This is a genomic window from Saccharothrix algeriensis (assembly GCF_016907655.1).
Lineage (GTDB): Bacteria > Actinomycetota > Actinomycetes > Mycobacteriales > Pseudonocardiaceae > Actinosynnema > Actinosynnema algeriense.
In genome coordinates, this window is sequence record NZ_JAFBCL010000001.1 from 1659557 (window position 1) to 1684742 (window position 25186).

The following is a 25186-nucleotide window of genomic DNA, read 5'->3' on the forward strand; positions in this document are numbered from 1 at the left end:
AGGAGGACGTCATGGACTTCGCGCTCGACGAGGAGCAGAGGGGGATCCGCGACTGGGTGCGGACCTTCGTGCGCAAGGAGGTCGTGCCGCTGGAACCGGAAGTCCTGCGCCGCGAGCGCGCGGGCGAGCCGGGGCTGCGCCGCGACGAGCTGAAAGCGCTGCAGGACAAGGCGAAGGCCGCCGGGTTCTTCGGCGTCCTGACGCCCCGGGAGTACGGCGGCATGGGCCTGGGCGCGCTGATGGCGGCCCTGGTGGAGCAGGAGCTGGGTCGCAGCTTCGTGCCGTTCCGGTTCGGCGGCCAGGCCGACAACATCCTGTTCCACGGCACCGAGGAGCAGCGCCGCCGCTACCTGCTGCCCACCATCGCGGGCGACCGGGTGTCGTGCTTCGCGATCACCGAGCCGGGCGCGGGCTCGGACGCCAAGGCCATCCGCACCACCGCCCGCAGGGACGGCGACGAGTGGGTGGTCAACGGCGAGAAGACGTTCATCACGCAGGGCGACGAGGCCGACTTCGCGATGGTGTTCGCCGTGACCGACAAGGAGAAGGGCGCCGACGGCGGCGTCACGTGCTTCCTGGTCGACCGCGAGCTGGGCTGGCGGTCCGAGCCGATCCGGACCATGGGGCAGTGGGGGCCGGCGGCGCTGGTGTTCGAGGACGTGCGGGTGCCCGCGGCCAACGTCCTCGGCGAGGTCGGCCAGGGCTTCCGGCTGGCCATGCAGTGGATCGGCCAGGGCCGCTACCTGCTGCCCGCGCGGGCGCTGGGCGCGTGCGAGCGGCTGGTGGAGATGGCCGTGGAGCAGGCGCGGAACCGGGTGACGTTCGGGCGGCCGATCGCCGAGTACCAGGCGATCCAGTGGATGCTGGCGGATTCGGCGGTCGAGGTCGAGGCGCTGCGCTGGCTGGTGCTGCACGCGGCGTGGCTGGTGGACCGCGGCGCCGACTCGCGGCAGGCGCAGAGCATCGCCAAGCTGTACGGCGGCGTCAAGGCCAACGAGATCGTGGACCGGGTGCTCCAGATCCACGGCGGCATGGGCTACACGCGCGAGCTGCCGATCGAGCGGTGGTACCGGGAGCTGCGGCTGCTGCGGATCTACGAGGGGACCGACGAGATCCAGCGCCGCACGATCGCGCGGAACCTGTTGAAGGGGCACGCGAAGGTCACCGGGTCACTGGGGTGACCGGCGGTGGCCGGCCGGCGCCGGGACGACCGGCCGGCACTGGGACGACCGGTACTGGGACGGCTGGCACCGGGGTGACTGACCGGCGCCGGGTGACCGGCGCGCTGAGGTGACCGGCGCCGGGGTGACCCGCCGGCGCGGGGCCGCGCCCGGAGCGCCGCCGCGGCCGGACCGGTCAGCCGAGGTTGGCCAGCATCTGGGCGCAGACCCGGGCCAGGTGCCCGCGCATCACCTCCGCCGCGCGGGGCACCTCGCCCGCCGCCACGGCGTCCACCAGGGTGTCGTGCTCGTCCAGGGACGCGTGCTGGTGGGGCGGGTCGTCGCGCAGGCCGCTGCGCAGCAGGACCACGCGCTGCTGCACCAGGCGGACCTGCTCGGCGATGCGGGGCGAGCGCGCCGCGTCCAGCAGCGCCCGGTGGAACGCCAGGTCCAGCCGGTGCGGGAAGCGCTCGCCCGCCTGGTAGGTCCGGCGGGACTCGGCGCAGACCGCGCGCAGGCGCGCGACGTCCTCGTCGGTGCGGCGGGAGGCGGCCAGCTCGGCGGCGGCGCACTCCAGGGCGGTGCGCAGCTCGAACAGCGCCCGCACGTCCGCCGCCGTCGCGTCCGGGACGTGCGCGCCCCGGTGCGGGACGAGGACCAGCAGCCCCTCGGACGCCAGGTGGCGGATCGCCTCGCGCAGCGGGCCCCGGCTGATGCCCAGGCGGCCCGCCAGCTCCACCTCGTTGACGCGGGCGCCGGGCCGGATCTCGCCGGTCAGGACCAGCTCGCGCAGCGCGTCCACGGCCTGGCCGGCCAGGCTCAGGTGCAGGGGTGGTGTCACGGACGTCTCCTGGCGCGGATCGTGGCCATGTTGTTGACTGTCGACAGTTGGCAGCGTAGCCGGGAGGGACGTCGATGGGGCACGAACTGGTCGCCGAGGTGTGGCGCAACGGGTTCGCGGAGTCGGAGCACCACGGCTCGGTGGTCGCGCTGGGGCCGTCCGGCGAGCCGGAGCTGCTGGTCGGGCAGCCCGCGCAGGTCGCCTTCCCGCGGTCGACGAACAAGCCGTTCCAAGCGCTCGCGATGCTGCGCAACGGCCTGGAGCTGGACGACGAGCTGCTCGCCCTCGCGTGCGGCAGCCACTCCGGCGAGGACTTCCACGTGGCGGGCGCGCTGCGGATCCTCGAAGGCGCGGGGCTGGACGAGGGCGCCCTGCAGTGCACCCCCGACCTGCCCATCGGCGAGCAGGCCCGCGAGGCCCACCTCAGGGCCGGGCGGGGCCGGGCGCCCAAGTACATGAACTGCTCGGGCAAGCACGCCGCCATGCTGGCCACCTGCGTGGTCAACGACTGGCCCACCGGGAGCTACCTCGACCCCGCGCACCCCTTGCAGCTGGCGATCCGGGAGACCCTGGAGGAGGTGGCCGGCGAGCGCGTCGGCGCGCAGGGCGTGGACGGCTGCGGCGCTCCCCTGCTCGGCATCAGCCTGGTCGGCCTCGCCCGCGCGTTCGCGCGCCTGACCACCTCCGACGGCCGGCACGAGCGCCGGGTCGCGCACGCCATGAGCACCTACCCGGAGTGGGTCGCCGGCACCGGGCGGGACGTGACCCGGCTGGTGCGCGCCCTGCCCGGCGCGGTGGCCAAGGACGGCGCGGAGGGCGTCTACGCGGTCGGCCTGCCCACCGGCGAGGCCGTGGTGTGCAAGATCGCCGACGGGTCGAGCCGCGCCAGGGCGCTGGTGGTCGTCGCCGCCCTGCGCCGGCTGGGGGTGGACGCGCCCGCCGAGCTGGCCGCCGTCCCGGTCCTCGGGCACGGTCGCACGGTCGGTGCAATCCGGCCCGCGGGCGCGCTCGCGGGTTGAACCGGCCATTACCCTGGCCGCATGGCCAGTGCGCGCGCCGCCGACACCCCGGAGGACGACCCGCCCCCCGGTCGGTCCGCCGAGGGGCCGCCCAGCATCGAGGACGAGCTGGTGGGGCTGGACCCGGACGACCCGGAGACCCGGGCGTTCGCCGAGCACCTGGACCGGATGCAGCGCCAGCAGCCCGCGTTCACCGTCGAGGGCTACCTCGCGGGCGTGGCGAACTTCGCCGACTCGGCCAACCGCGCCGGCGGGCTGCGCCGGCAGACCGCCGTGCTGGTGGTGGTGCTGATCCTGCTGGGCGTGGGGGTCAGCGTCTGGTTCGGCCTCGGCGAGATAGTGGCCACGTTCTTCGATTAACGTGGAGGTATGGAACCTGTCGTCGGCGCCACCCCGAAGGTGGTCCACTCCGAGCTGGAGTGGCGGGAGATCCTGACCCCCAAGGAGTACTCGGTGCTGCGCGAGGCGGGCACCGAGCCGGCGTGGACCGGCGAGTACACCGAGACCGGGACGACCGGGGTCTACTCCTGCCGCGCCTGCGGCGCCGAGCTGTTCCGCAGTGACACCAAGTTCGACTCGCACTGCGGGTGGCCGTCGTTCTTCTCCCCGCTGGCCGCCGATTCGGTGATCCTGCGGGAGGACCGGGCCTACGGCATGGTGCGCACGGAAGTGCTCTGCGCCACATGCCACAGCCACCTCGGGCACGTTTTCGAGGGTGAGGGCTACGACACCCCGACCGATCAGCGGTATTGCATCAACAGCATCAGCTTGCGTCTGGTCGAGGACCCCGCCGGTCAAGCAGACTGAGGGGCGCTACTCCGAATGTCGAGTGGTACCCACCAGAGGAGGAACCATGCGCATCTTCAAGGGCACTGACGGCGAGGGCTCCGGCGGCGTGGACGGCGCTTCGTCGTCCTGACGCGGGGGAGGCGCAACCCTAAGGGTTGCTGAAGTCCTCTTGCCGGGGTGTGGCCCGACGCACACGATTGCCTCTCGACAGCGGTGGACCCCGTCCGCCGCCGGCCCGCAGGGGGTGGACCGTGGAGCGACCGTGGGGTTTGTCGGGCCCGGAGTTCCTTGAGCTGTACTGGATCGCGCTGGCCGCGTCACTGGTCGTCGCGATCGTTGTCCGGGTGCGCCTGCGGGGGGCGCGGGGAGGCGACCCCGCGGGCGTGCTCGACCGCTGCGAACTGGCTTTCCTGACCGGTGGGCCGCGCCGGGCGGTCGAGACCTCCGTCGCGTCGCTGATCGACGCCGGCGCGCTGCGCTCCTCGCGGCACGGCGCGGTGCGGGTGGTCGGCGCACCGGTGGCGCACGACCCGGTCGACCGCGCCGTGCTGGCCGACGCGACCCGCTACCGCAACCGGACGCTGACGCTGCTGATCACCGCCGTCGCCGAGCACCACGCGGTGCGCGCGGTCGGCGACCGGCTGGTCGAGCGGGGCTACCTGGTCCCGCCGCGGACCGCGCGGCGGCGGCTGCTCGGGGGCGTGGCGCCGATGGCGCTGGTGGCCGCCGCCGGGCTGGCGCGCTGGGTGAACGGGCTGGCGATCGGCGCGCCCGTCGGCCTGCTGACGCTGCAACTGGTCCTCACCGGGGTGCTGATCGCCCTGCTGCGCAAGGCGAACCCGTTGACGCGCACCTCGCGGGGCGTCGACGCGATCGCCCGCGCCCGCTCCGCTGCGTCCGCCGGCCCGGTGGGCGCCGCCGGGGTGGTCGCCCTCGACGGTTTCCGCGCGCACCCGGACGTCCCGCTGCGGGCGGCGGCGAGCGGCCCCCGGACCGGGCGGCGCGGGACGGGCTCGGACGGCGGCTCGTCGTTCTTCGCGGCCGGGGCGGTCGGGTCGTCGTGCGGCAGCGGCAGCGGCGGGTGCGGCAGCGGGTCGTCGTGCGGCGGCGGTGGCGGGGGTTGTGGCGGTGGCGGCGGTTCCTAGGCCGGCGGGCGGCGCGCTCCTACGCTGACCGGCATGGCGTTCCTGTGGTGGTACGGACCGGCGCTCGTGCTCGCGGTCCTGCTGGGCCTGGTGCTCAAGCGGGTCACCGGCGCGGACCCGGGGCGAGCGCTGACCTTCGAGGAGGTCGGCTACCTCGGCGGCGGGCCGGTGCGGGCGGCGGAGGTCGCGGTCGCGGCGCTGGTGGCGGAGAACCGGGCCAGGGTGTCCGGCGCGACCGCCGCCGCGGTGCCCGGAACCGGGACGGCGCCGTCGACCGACCTCCAGGCGTTCCTGCTGGCCCGGCTGGGCGAGCCGCGCGACCTCGACGGGCTGCTGGCCGCCGCCGCGACGAGCCCGCCCGCGCGGCGGCTGGGCCGGGACCTGGTCGCGAGCGGTCTGCTGGTGGCCCCGCGACGGCGGCTGCGGCGGGCGGTGCTGGCCGTGCTGCCGGTGGCGGCCCTCGCGGTCGTCGCCGCGCCGACCGCTCCGGGCGGCTGGGTGGCGGCCACCGCCCTGTCGGCCGCGGGGCTGTGCGCGGTGCTGCTGCTGCTGGGTCCGCCGCCGGTGCTCACCCGGCGCGGCGCGCGGGCCCACGCCGCGGCGACCGCGGGGCTGGCCCCGGTCGACCCGGCCGAGGTGACGGCCCGCTACGGGCTGGTCCGCGACGCGGCCCGGCCGCAGCCGCGACCGGGCCCGGCGCGGGCGCAGACGGCGGTGTTCGACGGCGTCGCGATGGAACCGATCGGCCACCCCGAGCGGTCCGAAGGGGCAGCCCCGCGACGTCGGCGGCGGGTGGCGGCCGTGGAACCGCGACGATGGAGCAGGCGCAACGGGTGGCTGGTCGCCGGCGGGTGGCTCGCCGGCGGGTGGCTGGCTTCGCAGTGGTTGGAGGGGGATGACGGTGGCGACTTCGCGGACGCCGACTTCGGCGGGTTCGGCGGCTGACCCGCGGCCCGAGGAGCACGGGTTCCTGGTGGCCGGGCCGGGGCGGGCCGCCGAGGTGGCGATCGTCTCGCTGGTCGAGGCGGGCGCGGTGCGCATCTCCCGCGAGGGCAAGGTGAGCGCCGTGCGCGCGGTCGGGCGGGCGTGGTCGCCGCTGCAGTCCTTCGTGCTGCGCGCCGCGCCCCGGTCGCTGGGCGACCTCGTGGTGGCGGCGGCGGACAGCCCGGAGGCCGGGGCGATGCGGCAGGACCTGGTCGAGCGCGGGTTCGCGCGGCCCCTGCGCCGCCGCCGGCTGCTGCGCTGGGCGTCACTGGCGGTGTTCGCGACCGTGTTCGGCGTGCTGTTCACCGTGGGCGACCGCCTGCGCTTCGAGCACGCCGCGGGCGCGTTCCTGGCGGGCCTGCTGCTGGTCGTGGTGATCAGCCGCGCGGGACGGCCGCTGACCGGGGCGGGGCGCGCGGCGGTGAAGCGGCTCGGGGCGGTCGCCACCACCGCGGACCGGGTGGCGCTGGTCGCCCACCACGGCCTGCTGGGCAAGGTGGGCCGCCTGCGGGTGTGGCAGGTGCTGGGCATGGCCCCCGCCGCCGCGGCGACGCTCAGGCGCCGGTCCCAGGGCGGCGGTGGCTCGTCCTGCGGCAGCTGTTCCGGCTCCTCGTGCGGCGGTGACGGCGGCGGCGGTGACGGTGGTGGCGGGTGCGGCGGCGGTGGCGGCGGCGACTGACGGGCGCCGCGGTGGTCGGTGAACCGGTGGTGGAGAGGGGTGGCTGGGCGGTGGACGGGCTCGGTGTGGGCATCGGCTGGCGGCCGGAGATCGACCTGACGGTGGAGCGGCTCGACGTGGACTTCGTCGAGGTGGTGGCGGAGAACCTGCACGTCGACCACCTGCCGGAGTCGGTGCTGCTGCTCAGGGAGCGGGGCGTGCCGGTGCTGCCGCACGCCGTGTCGCTGTCGCTGGGCGGCGCGGAGCCGGTGGACCGCGAGCGGGTGGCCCACCTCGGGGCGCTGGCGCAGGCCCTGGGCGCGCCGCTGGTCAGCGACCACGTGTGCTTCGTGCGCGCCGGCGGGCTGGACTCGGGGCACCTGATGCCGGTGCCCCGCACCCGGGAGGCGCTGGACGTGCTGGTGGCCAACGTGCGGGTGGCGCAGGCGGACCTGCCGGTGCCGCTGGCGCTGGAGAACGTGGCCGCGCTGCTGGAGTGGCCGGGCGGCGAGCTGACCGAGGGGCGCTTCCTGGCGGAGCTGGTCGAGCGGACCGGCTGCCTGCTGCTGGTGGACGTGGCGAACCTGTACGCCAACGCCCGCAACCTGGGCACCGACGTCGGCCGGTTCCTCGACGAGATCCCCTTGGAGCGCCTGGCCTACGTGCACGTGGCGGGCGGTGTCGAGCACCAGGGCCTCTACCACGACACGCACGCCCACGCGGTGCCGCCGGAGGTGCTCGACGTCCTGGCCCGGCTCAGGGAGCGGGTCGACCCGCCGGGCGTGCTGCTGGAGCGCGACGACGACTACCCGGCCGACGCCGAGCTGGCCGGCGAGCTGGCCGCGATCCGGGCGGTGCTGGCGTGACGCGGCCGCAGCGCGACCGGCTCGCGGCGGCGCAGGCGGAGCTGCTGCGCGCGCTGCTGGGCGACGGCGAGCCGCCGGCGGGCTTCGACCCGGACCGGCTGCGGGTGGAGGCGCGGGCGCTGCTGAACAAGCGGCGCGGCATCGTGGCGGCCCTGCGGCCGGAGGTGGCGGACGCGCTGGGCGAGCGGTTCCGCCCGCTGTTCGACGGCTACGCCCGCGCGCACCCGCGCCGGGCGGGCAGCCGGGCCCGGGAGGACGCCGCCGCGTTCGCCGAGTGGGCCGTGGCGCGGGGCGAGCTGCCGCCGCCGCGCAAGCCCCGCTGGTGGCGGCGGCGGCCGGGCGCGTGAGGCGGCCGGGCGCGTGAGGCGACCGGGCGCGTGAGGCGACCGACGCGCTCGGCCCGGGGGGCGCGCGCACGGGCCGCCGACCGCGGGAGGAGCCCCGGAACACCGTCCGCCTTCCGTACCAACGACAAACGCAGCGTTACTCCGTCGTGACTCGAACGGGCGGTAAACAACCCTCAATGAGATGCTGCCCTCACTCGGAGGGGTGGATAGCGTCGAAGCCATCGGGGGGCTTCGTCACTTCCGGTTAACCGCTGCCGCCGCGAGTCCCGACCTGCCTTCCGCCTGCGCGATCCACAGCGCGCACCACCGGAATTGGGGAGGAACCTGTGCTGACACCCGGACGACGCGGCGCGTGGGTAGCGGCCGCGTCAGCCGTCGGGCTGGTCGTCTCGGTGGCCGGCGGCGCCACCGCCGAGCCCCGGTCACCCGACGACCGCACCACCGCCGGCCCGCCGAGGACGGTCACGCTGATCACCGGCGACCGCGTCCACCTCGACGGCGACCGCCTCGGCTCGGTGACCGGGGCGCCGGGCCGCGACCGCGGCGCCTTCCAGACCTTCCGGCGGGACGGCCGGCTGCACGTCGTCCCGCGCGACGCGGTGCGCCCGCTCGCGGAGGGCAGGCTCGACCTGCGGCTGTTCGACGTGACCGGCCTGGTCGAGGCCGGCTACGACGACGCCCGCCGGGACAGCGTGCCGCTGATCGTCACCGGGACCGGCGCGCGCGCCGCGGCCGGCGCCCTGGCCACCCGGGACCTGCCCGCGGTCGACGCGGTCGCCGCGCGGGTGCCCAAGACCGGGGCGTCCGGGGTGTTCGACACCCTGGTCGCCGACCCGGGCGTGGCGAAGGTCTGGCTCGACGGCGTGCGCCGGACCAGCCTGGACCGCAGCACCGCGCAGATCGGCGCGCCCGCCGCGTGGTCGGCCGGCTACACCGGCGAGGGCGTCGAGGTCGCCGTGCTCGACGGCGGCGTGGACGGCGAGCACCCCGACCTCGCGGGCCGGGAGGTCGCGGAGCGGAACTTCACCGAGGACCCCGACGCCTCCGACCTCGACGGCCACGGCACGCACGTGGCCGCGACCATCGCGAGCGGGCACCCCCGCTACCGGGGCGTCGCGCCGGGCGCGCGGATCCTGGACGGCAAGGTGTGCGTGCAGGGCGGCTGCGCCGAGTCCTGGATCCTGGCCGGGATGCAGTGGGCCGCCGACCAGGGCGCCGACATCGTCAACCTCAGCCTCGGCGGCAGCGACCAGCCCGAGGTCGACCCGCTGGAGGCGGCGGTCGACCGGCTCTCCGCCGAGACCGGCGTGCTGTTCGTCGTCGCGGCGGGCAACTCCGGCCGCCCCGGCACGGTCAACTCGCCCAGCACCGCCGACGCCGCGCTGAGCGTCGGCGCGGTCGAGCGGGACGACCGGATCGCGCCGTTCTCCAGCCGCGGCCCGCGCGCCGGGGACGGCGGCGTCAAGCCTGACGTGACCGCGCCGGGCGTGGGCATCGCCGCGGCGAAGGCGAGCAAGGGCACCATCGGCGAGCCGGTGGACCCGACGCACGTGGCGCTGTCGGGCACCTCCATGGCCACCCCGCACGTGGCCGGCGCGGCGGCGCTGCTCGCCCAGCAGCACCCGGACTGGACCGGCGCGCAGCTCAAGGCGGCGCTGGTCGCCTCGGCCCGCCCCAACCCCGACCTGACCGCGCTGGACCAGGGCGCGGGGCGGGTGGACCTGGCCAGGGCCGTCACCACCACCCTGACCACCGACCCGGTGAGCGTCGCGCTGGGCACCCAGGCGTGGCCGCACGACGACGACCTGCCGGTGACCGGGAAGCTCACCTACCGCAACACGGGCGCGCAGGCGCAGGCGCTGGAGCTGTCGGCGCAGGCGCAGGGCCCGGACGGCAGGCCCGCGCCGGCCGGCCTGCTCACCGTGGCGCCGAGCCGGATCACCGTCCCGGCGGGCGGCACGGCCGAGGTCACCGTCACCGGCGACACCAGGGCGGGCACGCTCGACGGCGTGTACCCGGGCGCCGTCGTGGCCTCGAACGGGCTGCGCACGCCCGTCAGCATCGGCCGCGAGGTGGAGAGCTACGACACCTCGTTCAAGTACACCGACTTCGGCGGCCGGCCGGCGCAGCGGGCGTCCACGCTGGTGATCGGCCTGAGCAACGACGTGATCGCCTTCCCCCGCATCACCGGCGGCGCCGCGACGCAGCGGCTGCCCAAGGGGGACTACCTGGTGCTCAACAGCGTGGACGGCGGCGACGGCCGGACCGCCCTGCTGCCGCAGCCGCTGCTGAGGGTCGACGCCGCGACCGTCGTGGACGCCGACGCTCGGGCCGCGAAACCGGTGCGGGTCACCTTCCCCGACCCGGACGCGGTGGAGACCTCCGGCGACATCACGCTGAGCCTGACCCGCGGCGACCGGCGGATCAGCGCGGGCAACGTGTTCCTCGGCGGGTTCGGCGACCGGGTGGCGACCGCGCACCTGGGCCCGGCGCTGCCCGCCGGGGAGCTGAGCACGCTGGTGCACGCCCACGCCACCGGCGCGCCGATCGGCCGGACCCCGGTGAACTACCGGGTGGCCTGGGTCGGGCACCGCGAGGTGCCCACCGGTTTCACCCGCGCGCCCGGCCGGGACGAGCTGGCCGAGGTGCGCACCTCGATCGGTCCCCGCGCGGCCGGGCGGACCTACCGCTACGGCGGCCTGCCGATACCGCCCGACGGCGGCGGCAGCTCCACCCTGCTGACCCCCGTCGGCCCGGACGGCGACGCGGTCGACCGCGTCCTGGCCGAGGGCCTGGCGTGGAGCTGGGTGGTCCTGGTGTTCGACGCCGAGGGCAGGCCGGAGGGCATGCTGCGCTCCCCCGACCGCACCTACCGCGCGGGACGGGAGCACCTGCAGCGCTTCGGCCGGCCGGTGCTCGGCCCCTCCCTGCCGCGGCAGGAGCAGCCGTACGTGACCAGGCTGGGTGACGAGATCGGCTTCTACGTGCCGCTGTGGGGCGACGCGGACGGCAACCGCGGCGACTCCGGCACCGAGACCGCCCGCACCACGCTGCACCGCGACGGCGTGCAGGTCGGCGAGACCCCCTACGCCGGGAGCGGCCGGTTCGAGGTCCCGGCGGGCCCGGGGGACTTCGCGGTCGCCACCGAGGCGGTCCGGCTGGCCGGCTCGTCGGAGTTCAGCACGCGGGTCGCGGCCAGGTGGACCTTCCGCTCGGACACCGTCCCCGGCGCCGAGCCCGCGCCGGTGGCGCTGACCGTCGTGCGGTTCGCGCCGGAGCTGGACGCCGCGGGCAGCGCACCGGCGGGCCGGGTGCTGCGGGTGCCCCTGGACGTGCAGCGGCAGCGGGGCGCGCCGGACGGCGAGGTGCGCGAGCTGCGGGTCGAGGCGTCCTTCGACGACGGCAGGACGTGGTCGAAGGTCCCGGTGGCCGGCCGCACCGCCCTGGTGCGCAACGCCGCCGGCGGGTTTGCCTCGCTGCGGGTCACCGGCTCCGACAGCCGGGGCAACACCTTCGAGCACACCGTGGTCCGGGCGTACAAGATCCGGGGGTGAGCCGGCGGGGGGCGTCCGCGCGGTCGCGGGCGCCCCTCCGCGCGGGCCGGGGTCAGGGCAGGTTGGTGACCAGCTCGGCCGGCGCGACGCGGGTGCCGGTGTAGAACGGGACCTCCTCGCGCACGTGCAGCCGGGCCTCGGTGCCGCGCAGGTGCCGCATCAGGTCCACGATGCGGTGCAGCTCGTCGGCCTCGAACGCCAGGATCCACTCGTAGTCGCCCAGCGCGAACGACGCCACGGTGTTCGCCCGCACGTCCGGGTAGTCGCGGGCCTCCTTGCCGTGGTCGGCGAGCATCCGGCGCCGGTCCTCGTCGGGCAGCAGGTACCACTCGTAGGACCGCACGAACGGGTACACGCAGACGTACTTGCGCGGGTCCTCGCCGGCCAGGAACGCCGGGATGTGGCTGCGGTTGAACTCCGCCGGGCGGTGCAGCGCGACCTGGCTCCACACCGGGGCGGACGCGCGGCCCAGGGCGGTGCGCCGGAACCCGGTGTAGGCGGCCTGGACCTGCTCGATCTCCTCGGAGTGCCACCAGATCATGAAGTCGGCGTCGGCGCGCAGGCCCGCCACGTCGTACACGCCGCGCACCACGGTGCCCTTGGCCGCCAGGCCGTCCAGGTACTCCTGGGCCTCGGCGGCGGCGGGACCGCGGTCGTCGGGCAGGCGACCGGGCTCGACCCGGAAGACCGACCACATGGTGTAGCGGATGGTGTCGTTGAGCTCGTTGTAGTTCAGGCGGGCCATGTCCCCATCCTCTCACCCGGCCGCGGGGCGGACGCGGCCGAGCACGTGCGCCGCGACGCCGGCCGCCGCCGCGTCCCCGGTGGCGATGCACGCGGGGATGCCGACGCCGTGCAGCGTCGCGCCCGCGACGGCCAGCCCCGGCACGTCGGCGACGGCCTGCTCGATGCCGCGCACGACGTCCAGGTGCCCCACGCCGTACTGCGGCAGGCCGCCGCCCCAGCGGGTCACCGCGACGTCGACCGGCGCGGCGGTGATCCCGGTCAGCTCGGCCAGGTCGGCGCGGACCGCCGCGACCAGCTCCGCGTCGTCCCGCTGCAGCACCGCCACCTCGCCGAACCGCCCGACGCTGCCCCGCACCAGCACCGGGCCGCGGTCCAGGTGCGCCCACTTGCGGCTGGAGAAGGTGAAGGCTTTGGCGGTGAACGGCGTGCCGCCGGCGTGCCGCTCGCCCTCGGCCAGCAGCACGCCCGAGCGCTCCGGCAGCCGCGTGCCCGGCGGCAGCGCCAGCGCCACCACGGCCATCGACGCCAGCTCGACCTTGGCGTACTCCTTCGCCGCGGCGGGCGCCACGTCGGCCAGCAGCCGGCGCGCCGCCGGCGCGGGCACCGCCAGCACGACCCCGTCGACGTCCAGGTGCGCGGGGTCGGCGGCGGACCCGATCTCCAGCCGCCAGCCGCGCGCGCGGCGCAGCAGCCCGCGCACCGGCAGGCCCAGCCGGACCTCCGGCGCGGCGACCGCCACCAGCCGGTCGACCAGCGCCGACAGCCCGCCGGTCAGCGTGCCGAACACCGGCGGCCGGGGACCGCGCGGCTGGGGCGGCGCGGGCATCGTCGTGGCCGCCGCGGCCAGCAGCGAGCCGATCCCGGAGTCCAGCGCGCCGGCCAGCCGCGGCATCGTCGCCCGCAGCCCCAGCGAGTCCGCCCGGCCCGCGTACACCCCGCCCAGCAGCGGCCCGACCAGCCGGTCGGCGACCTCGGGCCCGAACCGCTCGCGCAGCAGGGCGCCGACGGCGACGTCCGCGCCGGCCAGCTCGATCGGCGGCAGGCCCGGCTCGGCGGCGACCCGGCGCAGCCCCTCGGCGCTGAGCACGTGCCGGACGGCCTCCACCGAGGCGGGCACGCCCAGCAGCGTGTGCGCCGGGACCGACCGCACCTCGCCGCCGGCGCGGATGCTCGCCGACACCGCCGTCGGGTGCGCCACGGCCGGCCCGAGGCCCAGCTCGGCGACCAGCTCGGCCGCCTCCGGCCGCCGGTGCAGGAAAGCCTCGGCGCCGACGTCGTAGGCCACGCCGCCGACCTCGGCGGTGCGCAGCTTGCCGCCCAGCCGGTCCGACTGCTCCAGCAGCGTGATGCGGGCGGTCGGCCCGAGCAGGCGGCGCAGCCGGTGCGCGGCGGCCAGGCCGGAGATCCCGCCGCCGACCACCGCGACGTGGTGCCCGCTCACCGGGCCCGGTGCACCCACTCGACCGCCTTGGTGATCATGTCCGGATCGGTGTCCGGCAGCACTCCGTGCCCCAGGTTGAAGATGTGCCCGGCGGCGGCGCGGCCCTCGGCCACGATCCGGTCGACCTCGCGCCGCAGCGCGGTCTCGCCGGCGAACAGCAGCGCCGGGTCCAGGTTGCCCTGCACCACCGGCGGCGGCAGCTCCGGCGCGGCCTCCCGCAGCCGGCGGACCGCGACGTCGAGCGGGGTGCGCCAGTCGACCCCGACCACGTCCGCGCCCGCCTCGCGCATGGCCGGCAGCAGCTCGCCGGTGCCCACGCCGAAGTGGATGCGCGGCACCGAGTCGACCGTCGCCAGCACGCGCGCCGAGTGCGGCAGCACGAACTCGCGGTAGTCCCGCTCGGACAGCGCGCCCGCCCACGAGTCGAACAGCTGCACGGCCTTGACCCCGGCGGCCACCTGCACGCGCAGGAACTCGGCGGTGATGTCGGCGATCCGGTCCAGCAGCGCGTGCCACAGCTCGGGGTCGGCGTGCATGAGCGCCTTGGTCCGCTCGTGGTGCTTGCTGGGGCCGCCCTCGACCAGGTAGGAGGCCAGCGTGAAGGGCGCGCCGGCGAACCCGATCAGCGGCACGTCGCCCAGCTCGGCGTTGAGCAGCCCGATGGCGTCGACCACCGGCTGCACCTGGTGCTCCTCCAGGAGCGGCAGCGCGTCGACGTCGCCGCGGGTGACGATCGGCTTGGCGACCACGGGGCCGGTGCCGGGCACGATGTCCAGGTCGACACCGGCGGCCTTGAGCGGCACCACGATGTCGGAGAACAGGATCGCGCCGTCGACGTCGTGCCGGCGGACCGGCTGGAGGGTGATCTCGCAGACCATCTCCGGGTCCAGGCACGCGTCGAGCATCGCCGTGCCCTTGCGCAGCTCGCGGTACTCGGGCAGCGAGCGCCCGGCCTGCCGCATGAACCAGACCGGCGTGCGCGAGGGGACGCCGCCGCGCGCGGCGACCAGCAGTGGTGCGGTGGTGTTGTCGCTCATCTCGCACCCATGCTCCCACGGCCCGCGAACCGCGCGCCGCCAGGTCCCGGCGCGCCGCGCTCACCTGACGGCGTCGGGGGGCATACAGTCCGTGGTGTGACCGGACTGGCGGCGGAGCCCGAACTGTTCCGGCGGGCGGTGGCGACGCTCAAGTCGGTGCGAACCCGACCCGAGCTGGAGCTGACCGAGGTGCGCCCGCCTCAGCGCCTGGCCCCCTGGGCCTTCGCCCTGACGGCGGAGGCGACGGGACCGGGCGACGAGCTGTCGACCGGCCGCCTGGTCCTGCTGCACGACCCGGAGGGCGTCGAGGCGTGGTCCGGCGTCTTCCGCCTGGTGGCCTACGTGCGGGTGGAGCTGGACCCGGAGCTGGCCGCCGACCCGCTGCTGCCCGAGGTGGGCTGGTCCTGGCTGGTGGAGGCGCTGGAGACGGCCGAGGCGGGCTTCCTGGCCCTGGGCGGCACGGTGACGCAGACCTCGTCGGCCCGGTTCGGCGACATAGCGGGGCCGGCCCGCACCGACGACCTGGAGCTGCGGGCCTCCTGGACGGCGCGGGACGCCGAGCTGGCCGCCCACGGCGCGGCCTTCTACGACGTGATGGCCACGGCGGTGGGGCTGCCGCCGGTGGGCGTGACGACCCTGCGCTGACGCCTCCCCGACCGCCCCTCCCGCCGCCCGCGGGCGCGCCTCACTCGTTGTCGCGCAGCACCCGCAGCGCGTTCGCCCCGGCGAGCTTGGCGCACTCGTCCTCGCTCCACCCGCGCTCCAGCAGCGCGCCGATCAGCCCCGGGTACCCGGACACGTCGGCCAGCCCCTCGGGCTGCTCCCGCACCCCGTCGTAGTCGCCGCCGAGCCCGATGTGGTCGATCCCGGCGACCTCGCGCGCGTGCTCGACGTGCGCGACCACGTCGGCCAGCCCCACCGCGGGCGGCCGCGGGCCGTCCCACGAGGCCAGGAACGCCTCCCGGGCCTCCAGGTCGTTGTGCCGCGCCCCGGCCGCGGCCATGGCCTCCCGCAGCCGCGCGTCCCACTCCGCGTAGGCCCGCGAGACGAACGCGGGCACGAAGGTCACCATGCACACCCCGCCGTTGGCCGCCAGCCGCTCCAGCACGGCGTCGGGCACGTTGCGCGGGTGGTCGGCCACCGCGCGGCAGGAGGAGTGGCTGAACACCACCGGCCGGGTCGAGGCGTCCAGCGCCGCGTTCATCGTCGTCTCGGCCACGTGGGAGAGGTCGACGAGCATCCCGACGCGGTTCATCTCCCGGACGACCTCGACGCCGAACGGGGTCAGGCCGCCGTGCTCGGGGGTGTCGGTGGCCGAGTCCGCCCACGGGGTGTTCTCGTTGTGGGTGAGCGTCATGTACCGCACGCCCGCGCGCCGCAGCGCCCGCAGGACGCCCAGCGAGGAGTTGATGCTGTGCCCGCCCTCGGCGCCCAGCAGCGACGCGATCCGCCCCTCGGCGAACACCCGCTCGGCCTCGTCGGCGGTGGTCGCGAAGCCCAGCACGTCCGGGTAGGCCGCGCACAGCTCCCGGACCAGCTCCACCTGCTCCAGCACGGCGGTGACGGCCGCGTCGCCCGCGAGGCGGCACGGGACCCACACCGACCAGAACTGCATCCCCAGCCGGCCCCGGCGGGACCGCAGGAAGTCGGTCTGGAAACGGGGCTGCAGGGCCCTCAGGTCCACCTGTCGGACAGCTGAAGACGCGCCGGGGGGCGTTGACTTTTCACCGATATGCCCCTCCTCCCAAGCCGCGCGCAGGGCCCACGGGAGGTCGTTGTGCCCGTCGACGAGGGGCACCCGGGACAGCAGTTCCTCGGCCCGGCCTCGCGCTGCGGTGCTCGCCACCGGCAACTCCTCTGTGTCGTCGTGAGAGGAACTCGCGTTACGCGCTCTGACGAGTTGTCAGCCGATCGTGTGACAGCGGGGGCGATCAGTCACAACTCATTCGGGATAGATACCCGATTGATCGTCCCGTAGACCCGCTTGGGCGGCTACGCTGCCCCAGACGACACCACTTTCGGTCGATCAGTGGCGCGGCTGATTGGACGAAAGTCCCGGTGCCGGTCGGGGGGCACGACCGACTCCAGGGAGGTAGTGACGTGGCTGCCGTCGGCTTAGGTCAGGCCGTTCGTACCACGCCAGCCGGCTCGTTGCCGGCGAACATGGTCCCGCACCCGCGGGAGGAGCTTTTTTCAGTGCTGGTGGTCGACGACCACCCACTGCTGAGGGAGGCGATATCGGCTCGGCTCACCCAGATGGGAGCCGGGACAGTGCATGAGGCGGCTTCGGTCGCGGAGGCTCGGGCGCGGGCACTCGCAACCGGACCGTGCGACCTCGCGATCCTCGATCTGGGTCTGCCGGACGGCACCGGCATCGACCTGGTCACGGAACTCCGTGCCCAGGGCTGGCCCCGCATCGTGGTCCTCGCGTCCTCCGACGACCCCTACGCGGTCAGGTCGGCCTTCCAGGCGGGCGCCCAGGCGTACCTCCTGAAGTCCGCCTCGCCGATGGTGGTCACCGACGGGGTGCGCAGGGTCCTCGACGGCGGCGTCTACGCAGACCCGAGCGTCGCGCCCGTGCTCGCTGCGGGCACCCGGGTCCCGGGCACCGACAACACGCCGCGGGAGCTGTCCGCGCGTGAGGTCGAGGTCCTCCAGCTGGTCGCCGATGGCCAGAGCAACAAGGAGATCGGCGAAGCGCTCAGCCTGTCCGCGCTCACGGTGAAGTCCCACCTGTCGCGGATCGGGCGCAAGCTGGGCACCGGGGACCGGGCTCAGATGGTCGCGCTGGCCATGCGTGCCGGCGTGATCCGCTGACCGGGTCGCCACACTGAACGGGCCGAACACACCCGCGGGTGGTGCGTTCGTCGTAGGGTCTTCCGCCGTGGACGTACCCTCCGACGAGCCGACCGAACCAACCGGGGCTGATCCGGTGCCGCTGACGGAACCCGCTGATGGGGTCCCGCCCGTGGTGGCCGACGCCCAGGCGCTCCGGCGAGCCGCTGACGCGCTCGCCGGGGCGACCGGTCCGGTCGCGGTGGACACCGAGCGAGCCTCGGGATACCGCTACTCGCAACGCGCTTACCTGGTGCAACTGCGCCGGGCGGGCGCCGGGACCGTGCTGGTCGACCCGATCGCCCTCGGCGGTCGGCTCGACCCGCTGGTCGCGGCGCTGGACGGGACCGAGTGGGTGTTGCACGCGGCGTCCCAGGACCTGCCGTGCCTCGCCGAGCTGGGCCTGCGTCCGAGCGCGCTGTTCGACACCGAGCTGGCGGGCAGGCTGGCCGGGTTCGAACGGGTGGCGCTGGGCACGCTCGTGGAGCGGTTGCTCGGCTATCGGCTGGAGAAGGGGCACGGCGCGGCCGACTGGTCGCGCCGGCCCCTTCCCCCGGACTGGCTCAACTACGCGGCGCTGGACGTGGAGCTGCTGGTCGAGCTGCGCGACGTGCTCGAGCGGGAGCTCGAACGCCAGGGCAAGCTGGCGTGGGCGCTGGAGGAGTTCGAGGCCGCCAGGACCGCCCCGCTGCCCAGGCCGAGGTCCGAGCCGTGGCGGCGGACCTCGGGCATCCACCGCATCCGCAGCCCCCGCCAACTGGCCGCCGTGCGCTCGCTGTGGGAGACCCGCGACGCGCTGGCCCGGGAGCGCGACATCGCGCCCGGCCGCGTCCTGCCGGACAGCGCGCTGGTCGAGGCCGCGGTGCGCAACCCGCCCGACGAGGCGAGCCTGCTGGCGCTGCCGGTGTTCCGGGGTCGGGCCCAGCGGCGGCTGGTCGCCGTCTGGCTGGGCGCCCTGCACCGCGCCGCCGCACTCCCCCGCGCCGAGCTGCCCGACGCCGCGCAGCAGCACGACGGGCCGCCGCCGGCCAACCGCTGGGCGGACAAGGACCCGGCCGCCGCCGCGCGACTGGCCGCCGCCCGGGTCGCCCTGACCGCCGTGGCCGAGGCCAACACGCTGCCGGTGGAGAACCTGCTGCTGCCGGACCTGGTGCGGCGCACCTGCTGGCAACCCCCGGCGGACACCTCGCCGGAGGGCGTGGCGGCGGTGCTGCGCGCGGGCGGCGCGCGGAACTGGCAGGTCGGGCTGACCGCCGAGGCGCTCTCCGGCGCGCTCGGGGCGCAGCCGCCGGGCTCCGGGGCGGCCTGAGGCCGCCGCACGGACCCGCGCACCGCTCGGACCCCGGGACCCGGCTCCGCCCTTCGCGAGCCCCGCGCGAGACCTGCGCGCGTCCTCCGCGAGCCCTGCGCGCGCTTCGGCCCGCGCGGGGCTCGACGGGGTGCGCGCGGGCCGCGCCGGCTCCCAGGCGCCCGCTCCCAGGTGTCGGCTCCCAGGCGCCCACTCCCGGGTGTCGGCTCCTGGGTGTCGGCGGCCCGAGTCGGACCGGTCGCGGCGGCCCGAAGTCGCCCGCCGCGCAGGCGGGCGGGGCGTCGCCGCGCCGGCCGTGGTGGCGCGCCCCGGCGCGCCCGCCCCGCGGAACCCGCCGCCGGTGCGGCCGTCGCCTGCTCCGCCCGTCATGCTGTGCCCGTCATGCTGTGCCCGCCCGGGTTCGCCGCGCTCCCGGCGACCGGGGCGCCCTGTGACGGAGCCGACAGGGCCGCCACGGTGGTTACCGGTCAGTAACAGGGGCTAGAGTTGTGTTACCGATCGGTAGGAGCAGCGTCCGCCCGATCCCGGACCCACCGCAGGAACAGGTTCGTCACCACAAGTGGAGGAGACGCCGTGGCCGCACCAGCAGCGCCGGCACGCGTTCGGAACGTGGTCTTCGTGGACGGCGTGCGCACGCCGTTCGGCAAGGCCGGCCCCAAGGGGATCTTCGCGGAGACCCGTGCCGACGACCTGGTGGTCAAGGTGATCCGCGAGCTGCTGCGGCGCCACCCCGAGCTGCCGCCCGAGCGCGTGGACGAGGTCGCCATCGCGGCCACCACGCAGACCGGCGACCAGGGGCTGACCATCGGCCGCACCGCCGCGCTGCTGGCGGGCCTGCCGAAGTCGGTGCCCGGCTACGCCGTCGACCGTATGTGCGCGGGCGCGATGACCGCCGTGACCACGGCCGCCAGCGGCATCGCGTTCGGCGCCTACGACGTGGTGATCGCCGGTGGCGTCGAGCACATGGGCCACCACCCGATGGGCGAGGGCGTCGACCCCAACCCGCGCTTCCTGTCCGACCGGATCGTCGACCCCTCGGCGCTGGTCATGGGCTCGACGGCGGAGAACCTGCACGACCGGTTCCCGGCCATCACCAAGGAGCGCGCCGACGCCTACGCCGCCGCCTCGCAGGCCAAGTACGCCGCCGCGGTGCGCGAGGGCCGGATCGGCCCCGAGCTGGTGCCGGTCGCGACCCGCTCCGCCGAGCACGGCTGGGGCCTGGCCACCGCCGACGAGCCGCCGCGCCCCGGCACCACCGTCGAGGACCTGGCGAAGCTCAAGACGCCGTTCCGCCCGCACGGCCGGGTCACCGCGGGCAACGCCGCCGGCCTCAACGACGGCGCGACCGGCTGCATCCTGGCCGACGAGGAGACCGCCGCCGAGCTGGGCCTGCCGGTGGGGATGCGGCTGGTCGGCTACTCGTTCCTGGGCGTCGAGCCCGAGGTCATGGGCATCGGCCCGGTGCCCGCGACGGAGAAGGCGCTCAAGCGCGCCGGCCTGACCGTCGACGACATCGGCCTGTTCGAGATCAACGAGGCGTTCGCCGTGCAGGTGCTCGCCTTCCTCGACCACTTCGGCATCGCCGACGACGACCCGCGGGTCAACCGGTGGGGCGGCGCGATCGCGACCGGCCACCCGCTGGCCTCGTCCGGCGTGCGGCTGATGACGCAGCTGTCGCGCCAGTTCGCCGAGCGCCCGGACGTGCGCTACGGCATCACCACCATGTGCATCGGCATCGGCATGGGCGGCACCGTGATCTGGGAGAACCCGAAGTGGGACGGAACGCAGCGGAACGGGGAGGGCAAGTGAGCGGGCTGACCGCCGAGCAGGCCGAGGAGCTGTTCCCCGACGAGGTCGTCACCACCGCGCGCACCCGGCTGGTCTCCGTGCCCGGCCTGCCCGGCCGGGTGGCGCTGATCACGCTGGACAACGGCCACGACCACACCCGCCCCTCCACCTTCGGCCCGCAGTCGCTGGTGAGCCTGGCCGCGGCGTTCGACGAGGCCGCGGCGGCGTCCCCGGTCGCGATCGCCGTGACCGGCAAGCCGTTCGTGTTCGCCGTGGGCGCCGACCTGACCGCGGTGGAGGGCGCGTCGGCCCGCGAGCAGGCCCTGGTCATCGGCCGGCTCGGGCACGAGGTGTTCCGCCGGTTCACCGACTCGCCGGTCCCGACCTTCGCCTTCGTCAACGGCGCGGTCATGGGCGGCGGCCTGGAGCTGGCGCTGTCCTGCCACTACCGGACGCTGGCGTCGAACGCGGCGGCCATCGCGCTGCCCGAGGTGTTCCTCGGCCTGTTCCCGGGCTGGGGCGGCACGCAGCTGCTGCCCAACCTGATCGGCCCGGACGCCGCGGTCACCGTGATCTTCGAGAACGCGCTGAACCAGAACCGGATGCTCAAGCCGGCGCAGGCGCTGGAGCTGGGCATCGCCGACGTGCTGCTCGACTCGGCCGACTACCTGGAGCAGTCGCTGCTGTGGCTGGCCTCGGTGGTGCGCGGCGAGGTCGTGCCGGCCCGCCGGGAGATCGACCGCGGCCCGGCCTGGGACGCCGCGGTGGCCCGGGCCCGCGCCATCGTGGAGGGCCGGACCAAGGGCGCCTCCCCCGGCGCGCTCAAGGCGCTGGAGCTGCTGGAGCTGGCGCGCTCCGGCGACCTGGACGCCGGGTACGCCGCCGAGACCGAGGCGCTGGCCGACGTCGTGATGAGCGACGAGCTGCGGGCCGGGCTGTACTCGTTCAACCTCGTGCAGAAGCGGGCCAAGCGGCCGGCCGGCGCGCCGGACCGGTCGCTGGCGCGCAAGGTCACCAAGGTCGGCGTCGTCGGCGCGGGGCTGATGGCGTCGCAGATGGCGCTGCTGTTCGCGCGGCGGCTGGAGGTGCCGGTGGTGCTCACCGACGTCGACCAGGCGCGGCTGGACAAGGGCGTCGGCTACGTGCACGGCGAGGTCGACAAGCTGCTGGGCAAGCGCCGGGTGTCGCCCGACCAGGCGAACCGGCTCAAGGCGCTGGTCACCGGGTCGCTGGACAAGGCGGCGTTCGCCGACGCGGACTTCGTCATCGAGGCCGTGTTCGAGGACCTCGACGTCAAGCGCGGGGTGTTCGCCGAGGTCGAGCGGTTCGTCTCGCCGGAGGCGGTGCTGGCGACCAACACCTCGTCGCTGTCGGTCACGGACATGGCGGCGGGCCTGCGGCACCCCGAGCGGGTCGTGGGCTTCCACTTCTTCAACCCGGTCGCGGTGATGCCGCTGCTGGAGGTCGTGCGCGCCGAGCGGACCGACGACGCGACCCTGGCGACGGCGTTCGCGGTGGGCAAGCAGCTCAAGAAGTCCGCGGTGCTGGTCAAGGACGCCCCGGCGTTCGTGGTGAACCGGCTGCTGACCCGGTTCATGGGCGAGGTCGTGAAGTCCATCGACGAGGGCACCCCCTTCGAGGTGGCGGACAGGGCGACCGAGTCGCTGGGCCTGCCCATGTCGCCGCTGGTGCTGCTGCAGCTCGTCGGCGCGCCGGTGGCCCTGCACGTGGCGGAGACCATGCACGGCGCGTTCCCCGACCGCTTCGGCGTCTCGGAGAACATGAAGGCGTTCGTGGCGGCGGGCAAGAACGCCGTGTGGCAGTGGGACTCGTCGGGCCGGCAGACCGTGGACCCGGAGGTCCAGCGGCTGTGGCGGTTCGGCGACCAGCCGCTGACCGGCGAGGAGGTCAGGGCGCGCGCCCTGGAGGCGCTGGCCGAGGAGATCCGCCTGATGCTGGACGAGGGCGTGGTCGCCGAGGCGCAGGACATCGACCTGTGCATGATCCTGGGCGCGGGCTGGCCGTTCTGGCTGGGCGGCATCACCCCGTACCTGGACCGCTCGGGCGTCTCCGAGAAGGTGACCGGCAAGCGGTTCCTGGCTCCCGGCGTGGCCTCGCTGCCCGCCTGACCCGCCCGGCCCGCCGCCGCGCCCGGCTCCCCGCGGGGAGCCGGGCGCGCTGCGTCACCGGGGTGTTGCTGCGGGCGTGTGCTCCTGCTCGGGCAGCCGGGTGAGGATCGCTCACCCCCGCGCGGTGTGGACGATCTTGTGGGGATGACCCCGCACCGCCGCCGGGCGCGCGCCCGGCTGCCCCGGCCGGACCCCGTGCACGTGCAGGAGCTGGTCGAGCACCTGCGCGCCGACCGCTCCTGGCGCGACGAGGTGGCCCGCCGCCTGGTCGCCCGGCTGGACCAGCGGCTGGTCCGCTCGGCCAAGGCCGGCGGCTGCCGCCCCCTGGCGCAGGTGGCCGAGCAGCTGGACAGCCAGCCCTGCGTGGACCTGGGCCCCGGCGCGCCCCACCAGCTGGCCAAGGCCGTGTACGAGCAGGTCCCGCTGCGCGGCGCCGCGCGGCTGCGGCACACCGCCCGCAGCCTGCGCGTGCTGGGCGTGTACCTGTGCGGCGAGGACCTCGCCCGGTGCCCCTGCGCCGCCGCCCTGGCGCGCGACCCGCGGCAGGCGAGCGTCGACCGGGTGGTGCCGGGGGCGCTGGACGGGGCCGGGTTCTAGTGGGCAGGTCCCGGCGGTCGACCACGATGGGCGGACGCGGCCGGCGCGACGTTTCGGCGTCCGGCGGCCGGGGCACAGGTGACTACCATGGGTGAGATCAGGATCGGCACCTCGGGGTGGCGCTACCCGCAGTGGCGCGGCGACTTCTACCCGCGGGGCCTCCAACAGCGGCTGGAGCTGGAGTTCCTGTCGCGCACGATGAACACCGTCGAGGTCAACGGCTCCTTCTACGGCCTGCGCAAGCCCTCGGACTACCACTCGTGGCACGCCAGGACGCCGGACGACTTCCTGTTCGCCGTCAAGGGGCACAAGGAGATCACCCACCTGCGGCGGCTGCGGGACGTCGGGGGCGCGGTGGCGGAGTTCTTCGCCTCCGGCGTGCTCGACCTGGGCCACAAGCTCGGCCCCGTCCTGTGGCAGCTGCCGCCGACCCTGCCCTACCGCCCCGAGCGGCTGGCGGCGTTCCTCGACCACCTGCCCGGCCCGCCCGTGCGGCACGCCCTGGAGGTCCGGCACGCCGGCTACCTGGTGCCCGAGCTGGTCGAGCTGCTGACCGCGCGCGGCGTGGCGCTGGTGGTGGCGGAGTCCGCGGGCCGCTTCCCCCAGCCCGAGGTGCTGACCGCCGACTTCGCCTACGTGCGGCTGCACGGCGACGAGGAGCTGTACGTCAGCGGGTACTCCGACGAGGCGCTGGACCGCTGGGCGGCGAAGGTCCGGGCGTGGTCGCGGGAGCGCGACGTGTACGTCTACTTCGACAACACGATGCACGGGGCCGCCCCGCACGACGCCCGCGCCCTCGCCGCGCGCCTGGCCTGAGGCGCGGCGGCGGCCGGGGGTCCGGGTGCCCGGGCCGGCGGAGTGCCCGGGCACAGGTGGAGCCGTGGTCACCAGCGGAGTCGGTTACAAGCGGGGTCGGTTACAAGCGGGGTCCGCGGTCGCAGGCGGGCACGCGGTCGCGGGTCGGGTGCCCGTTGCCGTTGCCGTTGCCGGTGCCGTTGGCCGGTCGCAGGCGGGGCACGCGGTCCAGCTCGACGCCGAAGTACCGGGCGTGCGCCTCGATGATCCCCGCGTCGTCCAGCTCCTCCTCCCGCCGGACGCCGTCCTTGGTGACGATCAGCCTGCTGCCCGCGACCGTCACCCGCCCGTCCGGCGTGGGCAGCGAGCACGTCGCGCCGCGCCGGAAGATCGAGTCCGGCCAGGTCTGCTGGTACCAGCAGGTGGCGCGGAACTCCTCCAACCGGCGCGGGCGCAGCTCCAGCCGGTACTGCGCCTCGCCGTCGAACTGCACGTCGATGTCGCCCTCGGGGGTGTCGACCAGCCGGAACACCCCGGCGGGGTCGTGCTGGTCCTCCCGGCTGAGCAGGTCGAGCGGCCGGAACGAGAACCGCCCGAAGCCGACGTCGACCAGCAGGTCGCCGACCCGCAGCGCCATGTGGTCGAACGGCGGCCCGAGCACCCCGTCCATGAACACCTTGGCCGACAGCATCTGGACGTCGTGCCCGAGCGCGGTCAGCAGCGCCGCGAACGCCCCGTTGAGCTCGTAGCAGAACCCGCCCCGCCGGCGGCGGACGATCTTGTCGACGAGCACGTCCTCGGTGAGCGTGATGGTCTCGCCGAGGTGGATGCTCAGGTTCTCGTAGGGCACCGCGGACACGTGCCGCGCGTGCAACTCGTGCAGCGTGCTGTCGCGGGAGGCGCCGATCCGGTCCAGGTACTTGTCAACGATCTGTGAATCCATGAGGACAAACTTGCACGGTCCACCGCCCTGGAGGTCAATGGGAATGTGACCCGTATCGGCACGTCGGGCAGGTCGTACCACCCGCAGAGGCACTTTTCCTGCCCGAAAGGGCTACATCGGAAGCACGAGGCAGGGTGCCCGTCTCGCTTGGTCTGCTCGGCGGAGGGCGGCCACCGGCAGCCGTCCCCGCGCCGGCGGCGGG

At 75.5% G+C, this 25186-nt stretch carries 23 protein-coding genes; 17 read left to right on the forward strand and 6 right to left on the reverse strand.

Translation table 11 applies throughout. The features are described from left to right. Positions 1 to 11: 11 nt before the first annotated feature. Positions 12 to 1181: an acyl-CoA dehydrogenase family protein gene (locus tag JOE68_RS07185; protein WP_204841547.1), complete on the forward strand. Its 1170-nt coding sequence runs from the start codon at positions 12 to 14 to the stop codon at positions 1179 to 1181. Between the two features lie 175 nt (positions 1182 to 1356). On the opposite strand, the gene JOE68_RS07190 is transcribed toward JOE68_RS07185, so the two are convergent. Next, complete coding sequence (locus tag JOE68_RS07190; RefSeq protein ID WP_204841548.1) at positions 1357 to 2001, reverse strand: GntR family transcriptional regulator; 645 nt, start codon at positions 1999 to 2001, stop codon at positions 1357 to 1359. 74 nt (positions 2002 to 2075) lie between these two features. Here JOE68_RS07190 and JOE68_RS07195 point away from each other — a divergent pair, with 74 nt between their 5' ends. The 9 genes from JOE68_RS07195 (at position 2076) to JOE68_RS07235 (ending at position 11363) form a co-directional block, all read left to right on the forward strand. Then, the gene (locus tag JOE68_RS07195; protein ID WP_204841549.1) at positions 2076 to 3020 is read left to right on the forward strand and encodes an asparaginase; all 945 of its coding nucleotides are present in this window, start codon (positions 2076 to 2078) and stop codon (positions 3018 to 3020) included. 21 nt (positions 3021 to 3041) lie between these two features. After that, a complete protein-coding gene (locus tag JOE68_RS07200) occupies positions 3042 to 3380 on the forward strand; it encodes a hypothetical protein (protein WP_239562163.1) in 339 nt (112 codons plus the stop codon). 9 nt (positions 3381 to 3389) lie between these two features. Next, the gene (gene msrB / locus JOE68_RS07205; RefSeq protein ID WP_204841550.1) at positions 3390 to 3827 is read left to right on the forward strand and encodes a peptide-methionine (R)-S-oxide reductase MsrB; all 438 of its coding nucleotides are present in this window, start codon (positions 3390 to 3392) and stop codon (positions 3825 to 3827) included. Positions 3828 to 4060: 233 nt separating this feature from the next. Continuing rightward, entirely contained in the window at positions 4061 to 4954 is an 894-nt protein-coding gene (locus JOE68_RS07210) for a TIGR04222 domain-containing membrane protein (protein WP_204841551.1), read from the forward strand. A gap of 33 nt (positions 4955 to 4987) precedes the next feature. Next, the gene (locus tag JOE68_RS07215; protein ID WP_204841552.1) at positions 4988 to 5899 is read left to right on the forward strand and encodes a TIGR04222 domain-containing membrane protein; all 912 of its coding nucleotides are present in this window, start codon (positions 4988 to 4990) and stop codon (positions 5897 to 5899) included. Continuing rightward, positions 5850 to 6617, forward strand: a complete 768-nt coding sequence (locus tag JOE68_RS07220; RefSeq protein ID WP_204841553.1) for a TIGR04222 domain-containing membrane protein — start codon at positions 5850 to 5852, stop codon at positions 6615 to 6617. The genes JOE68_RS07215 and JOE68_RS07220 overlap by 50 nt, the downstream gene beginning before the upstream one ends. Before the next feature lie 50 nt (positions 6618 to 6667). Then, on the forward strand, positions 6668 to 7462 hold the full coding sequence (locus JOE68_RS07225) for an MbnB/TglH/ChrH family RiPP precursor modification enzyme (protein ID WP_204845971.1): 795 nt from the start codon (positions 6668 to 6670) through the stop codon (positions 7460 to 7462). After that, positions 7459 to 7809 carry an SCO6045 C-terminal-like domain-containing protein gene (locus JOE68_RS07230; protein WP_204841554.1) on the forward strand — a complete coding sequence of 117 codons (351 nt, stop codon included), beginning with the start codon at positions 7459 to 7461 and terminating at the stop codon, positions 7807 to 7809. Before JOE68_RS07225 ends, JOE68_RS07230 begins: the two co-directional genes overlap by 4 nt. 326 nt (positions 7810 to 8135) lie before the next feature. Beyond that, complete coding sequence (locus tag JOE68_RS07235) at positions 8136 to 11363, forward strand: S8 family serine peptidase (protein WP_204841555.1); 3228 nt, start codon at positions 8136 to 8138, stop codon at positions 11361 to 11363. Between the two features lie 52 nt (positions 11364 to 11415). Here JOE68_RS07235 and hemQ read toward each other — a convergent pair whose 3' ends face one another. From hemQ to hemE, 3 genes are read right to left on the reverse strand one after another with little or no spacing between them, the layout of a single operon-like run. After that, entirely contained in the window at positions 11416 to 12108 is a 693-nt protein-coding gene (hemQ, locus tag JOE68_RS07240; protein WP_204841556.1) for a hydrogen peroxide-dependent heme synthase, read from the reverse strand. A 12-nt stretch (positions 12109 to 12120) separates the two neighbouring features. After that, complete coding sequence (gene hemG, locus JOE68_RS07245) at positions 12121 to 13551, reverse strand: protoporphyrinogen oxidase (RefSeq protein WP_204841557.1); 1431 nt, start codon at positions 13549 to 13551, stop codon at positions 12121 to 12123. Then, a complete protein-coding gene (gene hemE, locus JOE68_RS07250) occupies positions 13548 to 14588 on the reverse strand; it encodes a uroporphyrinogen decarboxylase (protein WP_204841558.1) in 1041 nt (346 codons plus the stop codon). The genes hemG and hemE overlap by 4 nt, the downstream gene beginning before the upstream one ends. A 96-nt stretch (positions 14589 to 14684) precedes the next feature. Between hemE and JOE68_RS07255 the strand changes: the two genes are divergently transcribed. Then, the gene (locus JOE68_RS07255; RefSeq protein ID WP_204841559.1) at positions 14685 to 15233 is read left to right on the forward strand and encodes a DUF3000 domain-containing protein; all 549 of its coding nucleotides are present in this window, start codon (positions 14685 to 14687) and stop codon (positions 15231 to 15233) included. Positions 15234 to 15273: 40 nt separating this feature from the next. Here JOE68_RS07255 and JOE68_RS07260 read toward each other — a convergent pair whose 3' ends face one another. Next, a complete protein-coding gene (locus JOE68_RS07260) occupies positions 15274 to 16434 on the reverse strand; it encodes a dipeptidase (protein WP_204841560.1) in 1161 nt (386 codons plus the stop codon). A gap of 254 nt (positions 16435 to 16688) precedes the next feature. On the opposite strand from JOE68_RS07260, the gene JOE68_RS07265 reads away from it, so the two are divergent. From JOE68_RS07265 to JOE68_RS07290, 6 genes are all read left to right on the forward strand, one after another. Continuing rightward, positions 16689 to 17405 (forward strand): response regulator, encoded by a 717-nt coding sequence (locus JOE68_RS07265; protein ID WP_015099292.1) that lies wholly within the window; start codon positions 16689 to 16691, stop codon positions 17403 to 17405. 67 nt (positions 17406 to 17472) lie between these two features. After that, the gene (locus tag JOE68_RS07270) at positions 17473 to 18732 is read left to right on the forward strand and encodes a ribonuclease D (RefSeq protein ID WP_204841561.1); all 1260 of its coding nucleotides are present in this window, start codon (positions 17473 to 17475) and stop codon (positions 18730 to 18732) included. 573 nt (positions 18733 to 19305) lie between these two features. Continuing rightward, positions 19306 to 20541: a thiolase family protein gene (locus JOE68_RS07275; RefSeq protein ID WP_204841562.1), complete on the forward strand. Its 1236-nt coding sequence runs from the start codon at positions 19306 to 19308 to the stop codon at positions 20539 to 20541. Then, positions 20538 to 22649, forward strand: coding sequence for a 3-hydroxyacyl-CoA dehydrogenase NAD-binding domain-containing protein (locus tag JOE68_RS07280; protein ID WP_204841563.1), 2112 nt, complete (start codon positions 20538 to 20540; stop codon positions 22647 to 22649). The genes JOE68_RS07275 and JOE68_RS07280 overlap by 4 nt, the downstream gene beginning before the upstream one ends. Positions 22650 to 22793: 144 nt before the next feature. Then, positions 22794 to 23246 (forward strand): hypothetical protein, encoded by a 453-nt coding sequence (locus JOE68_RS07285; protein ID WP_204841564.1) that lies wholly within the window; start codon positions 22794 to 22796, stop codon positions 23244 to 23246. Between the two features lie 78 nt (positions 23247 to 23324). Then, positions 23325 to 24062 (forward strand): DUF72 domain-containing protein, encoded by a 738-nt coding sequence (locus JOE68_RS07290; protein ID WP_204841565.1) that lies wholly within the window; start codon positions 23325 to 23327, stop codon positions 24060 to 24062. Positions 24063 to 24162: 100 nt separating this feature from the next. On the opposite strand, the gene JOE68_RS07295 is transcribed toward JOE68_RS07290, so the two are convergent. Then, positions 24163 to 24984, reverse strand: coding sequence for an arylamine N-acetyltransferase family protein (locus tag JOE68_RS07295; protein WP_204841566.1), 822 nt, complete (start codon positions 24982 to 24984; stop codon positions 24163 to 24165). Positions 24985 to 25186: the final 202 nt, after the last annotated feature.